This window comes from Mycobacterium sp. MOTT36Y (assembly GCF_000262165.1).
Classification (GTDB): domain Bacteria; phylum Actinomycetota; class Actinomycetes; order Mycobacteriales; family Mycobacteriaceae; genus Mycobacterium; species Mycobacterium intracellulare.
This window is the reverse complement of the sequence record NC_017904.1, coordinates 847,994-860,011: the sequence shown is the minus strand read 5'-3', so window position 1 is coordinate 860,011 and position 12,018 is coordinate 847,994. Positions and strand designations below refer to the sequence as shown.

Here is a 12,018-nt window from a genome sequence, read left to right as displayed (position 1 = left end):
TATGTTATTCGCGATGTCCGCCGAACCTGATCACCACCGCGCACCGCCGCCGCTGCCGGCGGTACTGGTGCACGCGTGGGCGTTCATCGCGCTCGGGGCGCTGGGTTGGGTCGCCGCGGCGGCCGCGGCGTTCCTGGTGCCCGCCCTGACGAGCTGGCGCCCGGTGACGCTGGCCGGTCTGGGCGTGGGGCTGCTCGGTACGACCATTTTCCTGCTCCAACTCGCGGCGGCACGCCGCGGCGCCCGCGGCGCCCAGGCCGGACTCGAAAACTACCTCGACGAAAAATGATTCGCTGACCCATTGGAGGAGCGATGGTAGCCCCGCTATTGCAAGCGCACGTCGACATCAACGCACCGGTTGCCAAAGTGTGGGAATTGATTTCCGACCTTCGGCGAATGCCGGAGTGGAGTCCGCAGTGCCGCTGGATGAAGCCGTTCGGCCCGCTGCGTCAGGGCACGCGCACCCTGAACCTCAACCGCCGCAACCGGATGTTCTGGCCGACCACCTGCACGGTGGTCGAGATCGTCCCGGACCGCAAACTCGCGTTCCGCGTCGACACCAACAACACAATCTGGAGCTATGAGCTCGAACCGGCCGGCGAGGGCACCCGGGTGATCGAGAGCCGCCACGCCGAAAACGGTGTCACCGCGTTTTCGAACCTGTCGGTCAAAGCGCTCTTCGGCGGCACCGACAACTTCGAACACGAATTGCTCGACGGCATGAACGCCTCGCTGGCGCGCATCAAGGCCGCCGCAGAAAAGGGCTAGTCCAGCGACTCGCTCTGGGGCTCGGGTGCGGACTGCTGCTCGGATTCGGCAGTCTCGGTCTCGGACTGCGCCTCCGGCGCTCGGATCACCGACTCCGGCTGGGCTTCCGACGTCTCCTGCGTCGGCTCGGCCGCCTCCTCCGTGGTCTCGGTCGTCTCTTCCGTCGGCTCGAACGGCGCGGTCGGCTCGACCGGCGCCTGGGTGACGTCCAGCAGGCCATCGTCGTAGGGCTCGTACGCGGGGGACCCGGTGCCCGCGGGCGCCGGGGTGTCCGAGTGCGCACCGCAGCCATACTGCTTGTCGACGATGTGCCCGTCGGCCGACAGCTCGTTGCCGCACACGCCGAACATCGCGCCGAGGGATCCCGATAGCGGCAGGAAGAAGCCGCAGTCGCGGCAAACGCGCTTGGTGGATCGTGCCATCGGCGAGTCGGGGCCGTAATCGCCGGTGTGCCAGCGTTCGGCCGCTGCCGCGCGGCCCTCGCCGCTCATCACCCAGCGACGGCCCAGCCCGATCTCGGCGGCGGTCTCGTCGACCTGCGGGTCGCCGCTGGCGGTGTAGCCGGGAACCAGGCGGGGATCGTCGGCGGCGGGCGCCAACAAATCCCCGGGACTGAGGTCCCCGGGGCGCACCCGGTGTTCCCACGGCACCCATTCCGGCGCCAGCAAAGCCGTCGGCCCCGGGACCAGCACCACCTCGCTGACGGTGGCGTGATCGGCGCCGGGATAGGCGGCCACGACCACGGCCCACTGCCACCCCTGGTAGCCGGGTAGGTGCGCCAGGAACCGGTGGGTGGCGGTGTTGGGGTCTTCGTAGCCGACGCCCAGGTAGTCGCCGACCATCTCCGGTCCGCTGAACTCCGCAACAGCCGCCCTGGCCTGGTCGGCCGCGCCCGTGAGCACCGCCGCCAGCCCTTCGGGCCACTCGTCCACGGTCGCCACGGAGGATCCTTCGGTGGGTCTGGTCACGTTGTCTTCTGTCTGCATTGCGGTTCCAATACTAGGTTGACGAGCCACGCCCCGTTACCTGCAGACGCATGTCGCCGGCATAGGGGAGAATCGGGGAGTGTCTGGGCGGCGGCAACACGATCCGGGCCGGGTGGCCTCCAAGCCAGGCCGCCGGGCCCCTAATGGCGTGGCCGCACAACATCCGGGCGCGGCCAACTACCCCGCCGGCGACGGTGCGCAGCGCCGAACGCGCCGCCCGCCGCCGATGCCGAGCGCCAACCGCTATCTGCCCCCGCTGGGCCAGCAGACGGAGCCGGACCGTGGCAGCAGCGCGCCCCCTCGCGGGCCGTCTTCGGGCGAGCGGATCACCGTCACCCGCGCCGCGGCGCTGCGCAGCCGCGAGATGGGTTCGCGGATGTATTGGATGGTGCAGCGCGCGGCGACGGCCGACGGCGCCGACAAGTCCGGCCTGACGGCGCTGACGTGGCCCACGGTGGCCAACTTCGCGGTCGACGCCGCGATGGCCGTCGCGCTGGCCAACACGTTGTTCTTCGCCGCGGCGACCGGGGAGAGCAAGGGCCGCGTCGCGCTGTATCTGCTGATCACCATCGCGCCGTTCGCGGTGATCGCGCCCCTCATCGGTCCGGCGCTGGACCGGCTGCAGCACGGCCGCCGCGTCGCGCTCGCCGCGTCGTTCGCCCTGCGCACGGCGTTGGCGCTGGTGCTGATCCTGAACTACGACGGCGCCAGCGGGAGCTACCCGTCGATGGTGCTGTACCCGTGCGCGCTGGCCATGATGGTGTTCTCGAAGTCGTTCAGCGTGCTGCGCAGCGCGGTGACGCCCAGGGTGATGCCGCCGACCATCGACCTGGTGCGGGTCAACTCGCGGCTGACCATGTTCGGTCTACTGGGCGGCACCATCGCCGGGGGCGCCATCGCCGGGGGCGTCGAATTCGTCTGTACCCACCTGTTCAAGCTGCCCGGCGCATTGTTCGTCGTCGTGGCCGTCACCGTCGCCGGGGCGTCGCTGTCCATGCGGATTCCGCGCTGGGTCGAGGTGACCGCCGGGGAGGTGCCCGCCACCTTGAGCTACCGCCACGACAGCGAACCCCTGCGCCGAAGCTGGCACAGGGAGGTCAGCGGGGCACTTCGGCAACCGTTGGGCCGCAACATCATTACTTCGCTGTGGGGTAACTGCACCATCAAGGTCATGGTGGGGTTTCTGTTCTTGTATCCGGCATTCGTCGCCAAGGCGCATGACGCCAGCGGGTGGGCGCAGGTCGCCATACTCGGGGTGATCGGCGCAGCGGCCGGCATCGGCAACTTCGTCGGCAACTTCACCAGCGCGCGCCTGAAACTGGGCCGGCCCGCCGTGCTGGTGGTGCGCTGCACGCTGGCGGTGAGCGCGGTCGCATTGGCGGCCTCGGTGGGCGGCAACCTGGTGCTGGCCGCGATCGCCACGCTGGTGACGTCGGGGGCCAGCGCGATCGCAAAGGCGTCCCTGGACGCCTCGTTGCAGAACGATCTGCCCGAGGAATCCCGGGCATCGGGGTTCGGGCGCTCGGAGTCGACGCTGCAGTTGGCCTGGGTCCTCGGCGGCGCCGTGGGTGTGTTGGTGTACACCGAACTGTGGGTCGGTTTCACCGCGGTCACTGCGCTGCTCATCCTGGGCCTGGCGCAGACGCTCGTCAGCTTCCGCGGCAACTCGCTGATTCCCGGCCTGGGAGGTAATAGGCCCATCATGGTCGAGCAGGAGGGCGCGCGTCGCCGTGTCGGCAGCCCGGCGGTGGTCGCCGAGTGAAACCCCGAATCAACCGCGGCATGTCCGTGTTGCTGGCCTGCCTGATGGCCCTGCTTTGTGTGGGCGTCGGGGTCGGCACCTGGCTGCTGGTGGGCCGCTCCGGTCCGCAACGCCCGGAGATCAGTGCGTACTCACATGGACACCTGACCCGGGTGGGGCCCTACCTCTATTGCAACGTGCTCAACCTCGAAGACTGTGCGACGCCGCAGGCCCAGGGCGAGCTACAGGTCAGCGAGCGGTATCCGATTCAGCTCTCGGTGCCCGATGCCATCTATCGGGCGCCGTGGCGCCTGGTGCAGGTGTATGAGGATCCAACGAACAGCACCAGCACCATCTTTCGGCCGGGCACCCGACTCGCCGTGACCATTCCGCCGGTGGACCCGCATCGCGGTCGGCTCGCCGGGATCGTCGTGCAGTTACTGACTTTGGCGCTGGACCCGGCCGGCGAGCTCCGCGATGTCCCGCACGCGGAATGGTCTGTGCGGCTCGTCTTTTAGGTCTTTTCCGTCGAACGTCGACTTGTTGCGACGACGCGCCGCGAATTCCCGCCACAACCCCACGTTCGACACCCTCCGCGCCCAACGTTCGACACCCTTCGCGCCCACGTTTGACACCCTCCGCGCCCAGCGTCGCCACCCTTCGCGCCCAACGCTCGCCACCCTCCGCGCCCAGCGTCGACTTGTTGCGACGACACGCCGCAAATTCCCGCCACAACCCCACGTTCGACCAGACGTGTCGGTGCCGACCGGCACCGTGTCCCCATGGAAATCCCGGACTGGCCATTTCGAGGCACCGACGCACTGGCCGCTGGAGTTATTACTCGGCACCGATTGCGAACCGAATTCGAGATGGTTCATCGCAACGTCTACATCCGCCGTGGACAAATGTTGACGCCGGTGACCCGAGCGGTCGCCGCCTGGCTGTGGTCTGGAAGGACCGCAACGCTGGCGGGGCTATCCGCGGCGGCGCTACACCGCACCAAGTGGATCGACGACTGGCTGCCGGCCGAGCTCAACCGTGCCGGCCGCGACAAAGCACGGGGCATCATCGTGCACAGCGACACCTTGGACGACGACGAAATATGCACGCGCGACGGGATGCGCCTGACCACGCCGGCGCGCACGGCGTTCGACCTTGGTAGGCGAAAGGGCTTGACCACAGCGGTGATTCGGCTCGATGCCCTCATGCATGCAACAGACTTGAAGCCAGCCGACGTCGAACTGCTGGCCGACCGCCATCGTGGCGCCCGCGGCCTGGTGCAGTTGCGAACTGCTCTGACCATGGTCGACGGGGGCGCTGAATCGCCGTACGAGACGAGGACCCGGTTACTACTCGCCGGCAGCGGATTGCCGCGGCCACAAACCCAGATCGAAGTGCTCAACGAATGGGGCGCGGTGCTGGCGCGCATCGATATGGGCTGGGAGGAATGGAAGGCCGGTGTGGAATTCGACGGCGCGCATCACTGGACCGACCCGGCGCAGCGGGCCCGAGACATCGATCGCCTGGCAGAACTCGAAGCCCAGGGCTGGTCAATCATCCGGGTGAGCGCCGAGATGCTGCGGTACCGGCCGTACGTCGTCGTGGAGCGCGCCCGCGGCGCTTTGGTCGCGGCGGGTTGCCCGGTCTCAGCCGCCGAGCGTGGACTTGTTGGGCCAAAACGCCGTGATTTCCCGCCACAACTCCACGTTCGGCGGTAGGGGTGGGCCACGCTCGGCGGTAGGGGGTGGGCCACGCTCGGCGGTAGAGGGTGGGTCACGTTCGGCGGTAGGGGGTGGGTCACGCACCGTGGCCGGGCGGTACCCGTTCGCCTTCGACGGGCGGACCCGGGGGCGTCCCCTCCCCGAAGGGCTTGCCGCCCAAGCTCTCTCGCCCGTGCGGCGATAGCCACCCGGACAGGTCGGGACCCTTGGGCACGATGCGGGTCGGGTTGATGTCGGCGTGGACGATGTAGTAGTGCTGCTTGATCTGGACGAAGTCGACGGTGTCCCCGAAACCCGGCGTCTGGAACAGGTCGCGCGCGTAAGCCCACAGCACCGGCATCTCGCTCAATTTGCTGCGATTGCACTTGAAATGCCCGTGATACACCGGGTCGAAGCGGGCCAACGTGGTGAACAACCGCACGTCGGCCTCGGTGATGGTGTCGCCCACCAGATAGCGCTGGCGACCCAGCCGATCGCTCACCCAATCCAGCGCGGCGAACAGCCGGTCGTAGGCGGACTCGTAGGCCTCCTGCGAGCCGGCGAAGCCGCACCGGTATACGCCGTTGTTGATTTCGGTGTAGACCCGCTTGTTGACCTCGTCGATCTCCGCGCGCAGCCGCTCCGGGTAGAGCTCGGGCGCGCCGTCGCGATGAAAGGCCGACCACTCCGTCGACAGGTCCAACGTCATCTGCGCGAAGTCGTTGGTGACCACCGCCCCACTCGGCACATCGACGATCGCGGGAACCGTGATGCCCTTGGGGTAATCGGGGAACCGCTTGAAGTAGGCGTCCTGCAGCCGCGGGATCTTCAAGACCGGGTCCACACCACCGGGATCGAGATCGAACGTCCAACTGCGCTCGTCGTGGGTGGGGCCGCAAAAGCCAATGGAGAGAACGCCTTCGAGGCCCAACAACCGGCGGACGATGATGGCGCGGTTGGCCCACGGGCACGCGCGCGCCACGACGAGCCGGTACCGGTCGGGCTCGACCGGGTAGCCGTCACGGCCATCGGCGGTGATGCGGGTGGTGATGTAGTCGGTGTCGCGATTGAACTCGCCTTCTTGGGCGATGTAGGAAGCCATGTGTTCCATCGTGGCTCAACGCGGGCTCGTTGCCGAACGGTCGCCGGATGAGAACCGCCGGGCCAGATTGGCCTCGGTCGACTCACCCTCTTCCCAGTGGGCGATCCACGGCCCGGTGCCCTCGGACTGATCGATGATCCCGGCCTCGAGCCAGCCGTACCGGCCCTGCAGCAGGTTGCGCGTCAGCTGCACATCGCTTGCGTCGGTGTTGTCCCACAACCCGCGAAACAGCGCCTCCACCCGCAGGGTCGCCTGGGCGCAGAACGCCTCGGCCAGCTCGTAGGCCTGTTGCCCCACCACCGGATCGGCGGCGCGTTGCGACTCCGCGTGCACGCACGCCGCGGACATCGCGAACAGCTCGGCACCGATGTCGACGACGCGCCCGAGGAACCCCTGCCGCTGCTCCAGCTTGGCCTGCCAGCGCGCCATGCCATAGAAGGTGTTTCGTGCGAGCTTGCGGCTGGAGCGTTCGATGAACCGCAGGTGCGCCGCCAGCGGACCGAACTCGTGGTAGGCCCGCGGCCGCTGTCCTTCACCGAACACCAACTGCGGCAACCACTTTGCATAGAATCCGCTCGCACCGACCGCCGCGGCGGCCTTCTGCCGCAACCCCGTGTCGGGCTTGGCGAGGTCGCCGGCCGCGGCAAGGTGCGCGTCGACCGCCTCGCGCGCGATGAGCAACCTCATGATCTCGCTGGAACCCTCGAAGATGCGGTTGATCCGCAGGTCCCGCAGCGCCTGCTCGACGGGCACGGCGCGTTCGCCGCGTGCGGCCAGAGACTCCGCGGTCTCGTAGCCCCGCCCGCCCCGGATCTGCATGACCTCGTCGGCGATCACGCAGGCCATCTCGCTGGACCACAGCTTGGCCAGCGCCGCCTCGATCCGGATGTCGTTGCGCCCTTCGTCGGCCATCTGCGCGGACAGCTCGAGCACGGCGTCGAGCGCATAGACGGTCGCGGCGATGAACGAGAGCTTGCGGGCCACCGCTTCGTGCTCGGCCAGCGGCTTGCCCCACTGCACACGCTCGCCGGACCATTCGCGCGCGATCTTCAACGCCCACTTCGACGAGCCCGTCGCGCTCGCGGGGATCGACAACCGTCCGGCGTTGAGCGTGGTCAACGCGATCTTCAAACCGTCTCCCTCGGAGCCGATCAGGTTTTCGCGCGGGACCCGAACGCGGTGCATCCGGGTCACGCCGTTTTCGATGCCGCGCAGGCCCATGAATTTGTTGCGCCGCTCCACGGTGATTCCGGGCGAATCGGCCTCGACGACGAAGGCGCTGATGCCGCCGCGGCGCCCTTCGCTCTTCGGCACCCGCGCCATGATCACCAGCAGTTCGGCGACCACGCCGTTGGTAGTCCACAGCTTCACGCCGTCGAGCTCGTAGGCCTGCCCGTCGTCGATGGGGGTCGCCGTCGACGCCAATCGGGCGGGATCGGAGCCGACGTCGGGTTCGGTCAGCAAAAACGCCGATATGGCGCCGGCGGCGCAGCGCGGCAAAAACTTCTCTTTCTGCTCCGGGGTCCCGGCGAGTTTGAGCGGCTCGGGCACCCCGATGGATTGATGGGCCGACAGCAGTGCGCCCAGACTGGGATGAACGCTCGTCACCATCATCAGCGCCCGGTTGTAGGCGACCTGCGACATCCCCAGGCCGCCGTATTCGGTGGGAATCTTCATCCCGAAGCAGCCCAGGTCGGCCAAACCCTTCACGTACTCGTCGGGAATTTGGGCGTCGCGTTCGATGACGCTGCCATCGACGGTCTCCAGGAATTCGCGCACGCTGTCGAGAAACGCGCGGGTGCGGGTCTCGTCGGCTTCCGCGGGGGTGGGGAACGGGTGTATCAGCTCCAGCGGAAAACGACCGAGAAATAGTTCTTTCGCGAAGGACGGTTTATCCCAACCTGTTTCGCGAGACTCCTCGGCGAGCGCTCTCGCCTGTTCCTCGGTGACCTGCGCTTGCTGTGCCATCGCAGCCTCCTTGCTAGACGACCATCATGGGGTGTGGAGTACCCCATCTGCGGCTCGCCACCGAGCCGTCGCCTGCGAATTGGCTGCGTTTCGCGCGTTAGGCGTCGAGCTCCCGCGCCACGGCCTTGACGACCTCGGACACCCGGCGCGCGGTCTTGCGGTCCGGGTAGCGACCCTTGCGCAGCTCGGGCTGCACGGTGCTCTCCAGCAGCGTGATCATGTCCTCGACCATGCCGTGCAGTTCGTCGGGGTTGTGCTTGTGTTCGGCGGGCGCGTCGCGCCGCGCCTTGGTCAGGCTGGGCGGCGGCTCAATCAGCTTGAGGCTCAACGCCTGCGGTCCGCGCCGTCCCGAAGCGATACCGAATTCCACCCGCTGGCCCGCCTTGAGCCCCTCGACCCCAGCGGGCAGCGCCGACGAGCGGACGTAGACGTCTTCGCCGTCCTCTTGCGACAGGAAGCCGAAGCCCTTGTCAGCGTCGTACCACTTAACCTTGCCGGTCGGCACTGGTCTCACCTGCTTGTCTTACGGATCAATAGAAATAGGCAACACAATAAGCGTCCCGCCTGCGCAGGACGCCGTATTAAGAGTCTGATCCTACTCGGATGCGGCCCTAACGAGCACCCCCGTTATTGGCCACTCGGTACGCTTGGTATTACCCGCGGAGGTGATATGCGCCTGATCCTGAACATCATCTGGCTTCTGTTCGGCGGCCTATGGATGGCCGCCGGATACCTCGTCGCGGCGCTCGTCAGCTTTCTGCTGATCATCACCATCCCGTTCGGCTTCGCGTCGCTGCGCATCGCCTCGTACGCGCTGTGGCCGTTCGGCCGCACGATCGTCGACAAGCCGACCTCGGGGTCGGGCGCCTTGATCGGAAACATCATCTGGGTGGTGCTGTTCGGGCTCTGGCTCGCGATCGGTCATCTGGTCAGTGCGGTGACGATGGCGCTGACGATCGTCGGCATTCCGCTGGCGCTGGCCAATCTCAAACTGATTCCGGTGTCGCTGATGCCGCTGGGCAAGGAGATCGTTCCCGTCGACTCGCCGGTTCATTACGCGCCGCCGGTGGCCGCATGACCCTGACGGCGTTGGGTTTCCCGACGGTGCGGAGCCGCCCTGACGGCCCGGCCGGCGGGCGTGCCGTTGCTGGGACGGCGCCGTCCGCGGGCCCACTGGTGGACACCTACGGGCGGGTCGCCACGGATCTGCGGATCTCGCTCACCGATCGCTGCAACCTGCGCTGCACCTACTGCATGCCCGCCGAGGGCCTGGACTGGTTGCCGGGCGAGCAGCTGCTGACTGCCGGCGAGCTGGCCAGGCTGATGGACATCGCGGTCACCCGGCTGGGGGTCACCAACGTCCGGTTCACCGGCGGTGAGCCGTTGCTGGCGCGCCACCTCGAAGAGGTGATCGCCGCGGCGGCCGGGCTACGGCCCCGCCCCGAGATCTCCCTGACGACCAACGGCGTCGGGCTGGCACGGCGGGCCGCCGGGCTCGCCCGGGCGGGCCTGGACCGCGTCAACGTCTCGCTGGACAGCGTGGATCGGCAGCATTTCGCGGCCATCACCCGCCGTGATCGGCTCGACGACGTGCTGGCCGGGCTGGCCGCCGCCCACGAGGCCGGCCTGGCGCCGGTGAAGGTGAACGCCGTGCTCGACCCCGCGACGGGACGCGAGGACGTGGTGGACCTGTTGCGGTTCTGCCTCGAGCACGGCTACCAGTTGCGTGTCATCGAGCAGATGCCGCTCGACGCCGGGCACCAATGGCGGCGCGACGCGGCGTTGAGCGCCGAGGACGTGCTGGCCGCGCTGCGCCCGCATTTCCGGCTGCGACCGGACCCGGCGCCGCGAGGATCCGCTCCCGCCGAGCTGTGGCTGGTCGACGAGGGCCCCGGCACGCCGGCCGGCAAGGTGGGTGTCATCGCGTCGGTCTCGCACGCGTTTTGCTCGACATGTGACCGCACCCGGTTGACGGCCGACGGCCAGATCCGCAGCTGCCTGTTCGCCAAGGAAGAGACGGACCTTCGGGCGCTGCTGCGCAACGGCGCACCCGACGAGGCGATCGAGGCGGCGTGGCGCACCGCGATGTGGGGCAAGCCCGCCGGCCACGGCATCAACGACCCGAACTTCATCCAGCCCGACCGCCCGATGAGCGCGATCGGTGGCTAGCCCCATGGGGCAGTCCCCCGCCCAGGAGACCGGCATCGGAGTGACGGTGCGCTACTTCGCGGCCGCCCAGGCGGCCGCGGGCGTCGAAGCCGAGACGCTGGTGGTGCGCCCCGGCACCACGGTCGGCGAGCTGGTCGAGCGGCTGGCCGCGCGCGGATCACGCCTTGCCACCGTCTTGAGCCGATGCTCGTACCTTTGCGACGGGGTCGCCGTGCGCGACGAGACCACCGCGTTGCGATCCGGTGACACGATCGATGTCTTGCCGCCATTTTCCGGCGGCTGAAACTGTGAAACATCTCACATAACGGAACGATAACGGCGCGGTCACGCTCCAATCTCGAGTGTAATGACCTGCGCAAACACCGTGTGTTGCTGCGGTTTTCGCAGATGACCGAGAGCGAAACGCCAGGTTTCGCGACACGTGACGAGACCAACAGAAACCGTTACGGTCTCCGAAGGCTCGCCAGCCATCCCGATTGGCGGACCTCCCCTCCCTATCGCGCCGAGCTCCATCCAATAGGCGGGGGCCACCAACTCATGGATGGAGACGGGGGACCCACCGGTCCACCGTGATCGGACTGGGGCCGTTCGCGGCCCCTAGGGGTGAAGCCGGCGTCGTCCTCGACGGCCGCGCCGGCCGGGTGGCCTCTCCAACCCGAACCCGACAGCTGACCTCGCAGGCGCGTGACGAGAGAGGAATACATCGGCGCGCATGAGCGGACGTCACCGTAAGCCCACCGCATCCAGTGTCAACGTCGCCAAGATCGCCTTTACCGGCGCAGTGCTCGGTGGCGGCAGTATCGCCCTAGCCGGCCAGGCGGCCGCGGCCACCGACGGCGAATGGGACCAGGTAGCCCGTTGCGAGTCCGGCGGCAACTGGGCCATCAATACCGGCAACGGCTACCACGGCGGGGTGCAATTCAGCGCCAGCACGTGGTCCTCGCACGGTGGCGGCCAATACGCCCCGTCGGCCGAGCTTGCGACCAAGGAACAGCAGATCGCCGTCGCCGAGCGGGTGCTGGCGACCCAGGGTCGCGGCGCGTGGCCCGTCTGCGGCGGCCCGCTGTCGGGTCCCAGCCCGCGCGAAGTGCCCGCCCCGGCCGGCCTGGACGCCCCGCTGGATGCGCCCGGCGTCAACGGCGCCCCGGCGCCCGACGCTCCACCGCAGGACGCCCCGCCGCCCGCTCCAGTACAGCTGGCCTCCTTCGACCGTCCGGCACCGCCGGAGGCTCCGCCCGCAGACCTGCCGGCGCCCCCTGAGGAGCTGCCGCCCGCTCCCCCCGCGGACGCCGCTCCCCCCGCGGACGCCGCTCCCCCGGCCGATCTGCCCCCCGCCCCGCCCGCCGACGCGATGCCGCCCGTACCCGTAGCGGACGCGGACTTCCACGGTTTCGTCCCGGTCGGCATGCCGGAGGTCGCCTCCGACGCCAGCTACACCCAGCAGCTGTGGGAAGCGATTCGGGCACAGGATGTTCAGGGGAACGACGCGCTGGACGCCCTGGCGCAGCCGTCGCCCAACGCCTGAGGCTCTAGCGCCACCAGATTCCCCGCACGCCCCGAAAACCCTCCTGTTCGGGGCGTGTT

The 12,018-nt window shown here is 68.5% G+C and carries 12 protein-coding genes, 1 pseudogene and 1 riboswitch; of the genes and pseudogenes, 9 read left to right on the top strand and 4 right to left on the bottom strand.

Annotation, left to right across the window (positions count from 1 at the left end; translation table 11 throughout):
- Positions 1-13 precede the first annotated feature (13 nt).
- Together W7S_RS04340 and W7S_RS04335 are read left to right on the top strand one after the other, a co-directional pair.
- Positions 14-289: a DUF2530 domain-containing protein gene (locus tag W7S_RS04340; protein WP_008253869.1), complete on the top strand. Its 276-nt coding sequence runs from the start codon at positions 14-16 to the stop codon at positions 287-289.
- A 23-nt stretch (positions 290-312) separates the two neighbouring features.
- Positions 313-768, top strand: coding sequence for an SRPBCC family protein (locus W7S_RS04335; RefSeq protein ID WP_008253866.1), 456 nt, complete (start codon positions 313-315; stop codon positions 766-768).
- A gap of 185 nt (positions 769-953) precedes the next feature.
- On the opposite strand, the pseudogene W7S_RS04330 reads toward W7S_RS04335, so the two are convergent.
- A pseudogene (locus tag W7S_RS04330) lies at positions 954-1,736 on the bottom strand (DUF3027 domain-containing protein); the annotation flags it as partial.
- Positions 1,737-1,866: 130 nt separating this feature from the next.
- On the opposite strand from W7S_RS04330, the gene W7S_RS04325 reads away from it, so the two are divergent.
- The 3 genes from W7S_RS04325 (at position 1,867) to W7S_RS04315 (ending at position 5,213) form a co-directional block, all read left to right on the top strand.
- Positions 1,867-3,516: an MFS transporter gene (locus tag W7S_RS04325; protein ID WP_036428514.1), complete on the top strand. Its 1,650-nt coding sequence runs from the start codon at positions 1,867-1,869 to the stop codon at positions 3,514-3,516.
- Positions 3,517-3,536: 20 nt separating this feature from the next.
- Positions 3,537-4,013, top strand: coding sequence for a DUF2771 domain-containing protein (locus tag W7S_RS04320; protein ID WP_369751744.1), 477 nt, complete (start codon positions 3,537-3,539; stop codon positions 4,011-4,013).
- A 264-nt stretch (positions 4,014-4,277) separates the two neighbouring features.
- Positions 4,278-5,213, top strand: coding sequence for a hypothetical protein (locus tag W7S_RS04315; protein ID WP_014379234.1), 936 nt, complete (start codon positions 4,278-4,280; stop codon positions 5,211-5,213).
- A gap of 79 nt (positions 5,214-5,292) precedes the next feature.
- Here W7S_RS04315 and W7S_RS04310 read toward each other — a convergent pair whose 3' ends face one another.
- The 3 genes from W7S_RS04310 to W7S_RS04300 all read right to left on the bottom strand — a co-directional run bounded on the left by W7S_RS04310 (position 5,293) and on the right by W7S_RS04300 (position 8,770).
- Positions 5,293-6,297 (bottom strand): glutathione S-transferase family protein, encoded by a 1,005-nt coding sequence (locus W7S_RS04310; RefSeq protein WP_041298161.1) that lies wholly within the window; start codon positions 6,295-6,297, stop codon positions 5,293-5,295.
- Positions 6,298-6,312: 15 nt separating this feature from the next.
- Positions 6,313-8,265 carry an acyl-CoA dehydrogenase family protein gene (locus W7S_RS04305; protein WP_014711026.1) on the bottom strand — a complete coding sequence of 651 codons (1,953 nt, stop codon included), beginning with the start codon at positions 8,263-8,265 and terminating at the stop codon, positions 6,313-6,315.
- A gap of 97 nt (positions 8,266-8,362) precedes the next feature.
- Positions 8,363-8,770: a cold-shock protein gene (locus W7S_RS04300; protein WP_008253852.1), complete on the bottom strand. Its 408-nt coding sequence runs from the start codon at positions 8,768-8,770 to the stop codon at positions 8,363-8,365.
- Positions 8,771-8,935: 165 nt separating this feature from the next.
- Between W7S_RS04300 and W7S_RS04295 the strand changes: the two genes are divergently transcribed.
- From W7S_RS04295 to W7S_RS04280, 4 genes are all read left to right on the top strand, one after another.
- Positions 8,936-9,343 carry a YccF domain-containing protein gene (locus W7S_RS04295; RefSeq protein ID WP_009957585.1) on the top strand — a complete coding sequence of 136 codons (408 nt, stop codon included), beginning with the start codon at positions 8,936-8,938 and terminating at the stop codon, positions 9,341-9,343.
- A complete protein-coding gene (moaA, locus tag W7S_RS04290; protein WP_009957586.1) occupies positions 9,340-10,434 on the top strand; it encodes a GTP 3',8-cyclase MoaA in 1,095 nt (364 codons plus the stop codon). Before W7S_RS04295 ends, moaA begins: the two co-directional genes overlap by 4 nt.
- A 4-nt stretch (positions 10,435-10,438) precedes the next feature.
- The gene (locus W7S_RS04285) at positions 10,439-10,717 is read left to right on the top strand and encodes a MoaD/ThiS family protein (protein ID WP_009957587.1); all 279 of its coding nucleotides are present in this window, start codon (positions 10,439-10,441) and stop codon (positions 10,715-10,717) included.
- Between the two features lie 207 nt (positions 10,718-10,924).
- Positions 10,925-11,133: riboswitch (cyclic di-AMP (ydaO/yuaA leader) on the top strand.
- Positions 11,134-11,146: 13 nt separating this feature from the next.
- Positions 11,147-11,959: a transglycosylase family protein gene (locus W7S_RS04280; protein ID WP_008253844.1), complete on the top strand. Its 813-nt coding sequence runs from the start codon at positions 11,147-11,149 to the stop codon at positions 11,957-11,959.
- Positions 11,960-12,018 lie beyond the last annotated feature (59 nt).

Bases quoted from the DNA above. Each gene is read 5' to 3' on its own strand.
- W7S_RS04340 (WP_008253869.1), top strand. From the start codon at position 14: ATGTCCGCCGAACCTGATCACCACCGCGCACCGCCGCCGCTGCCGGCG.
- W7S_RS04335 (WP_008253866.1), top strand. From the start codon at position 313: ATGGTAGCCCCGCTATTGCAAGCGCACGTCGACATCAACGCACCGGTT.
- W7S_RS04320 (WP_369751744.1), top strand. From the start codon at position 3,537: ATGTCCGTGTTGCTGGCCTGCCTGATGGCCCTGCTTTGTGTGGGCGTC.
- W7S_RS04315 (WP_014379234.1), top strand. From the start codon at position 4,278: ATGGAAATCCCGGACTGGCCATTTCGAGGCACCGACGCACTGGCCGCT.
- W7S_RS04310 (WP_041298161.1), bottom strand. From the start codon at position 6,297: ATGGCTTCCTACATCGCCCAAGAAGGCGAGTTCAATCGCGACACCGAC.
- W7S_RS04305 (WP_014711026.1), bottom strand. From the start codon at position 8,265: ATGGCACAGCAAGCGCAGGTCACCGAGGAACAGGCGAGAGCGCTCGCC.
- W7S_RS04295 (WP_009957585.1), top strand. From the start codon at position 8,936: ATGCGCCTGATCCTGAACATCATCTGGCTTCTGTTCGGCGGCCTATGG.
- moaA (WP_009957586.1), top strand. From the start codon at position 9,340: ATGACCCTGACGGCGTTGGGTTTCCCGACGGTGCGGAGCCGCCCTGAC.
- W7S_RS04285 (WP_009957587.1), top strand. From the start codon at position 10,439: ATGGGGCAGTCCCCCGCCCAGGAGACCGGCATCGGAGTGACGGTGCGC.
- W7S_RS04280 (WP_008253844.1), top strand. From the start codon at position 11,147: ATGAGCGGACGTCACCGTAAGCCCACCGCATCCAGTGTCAACGTCGCC.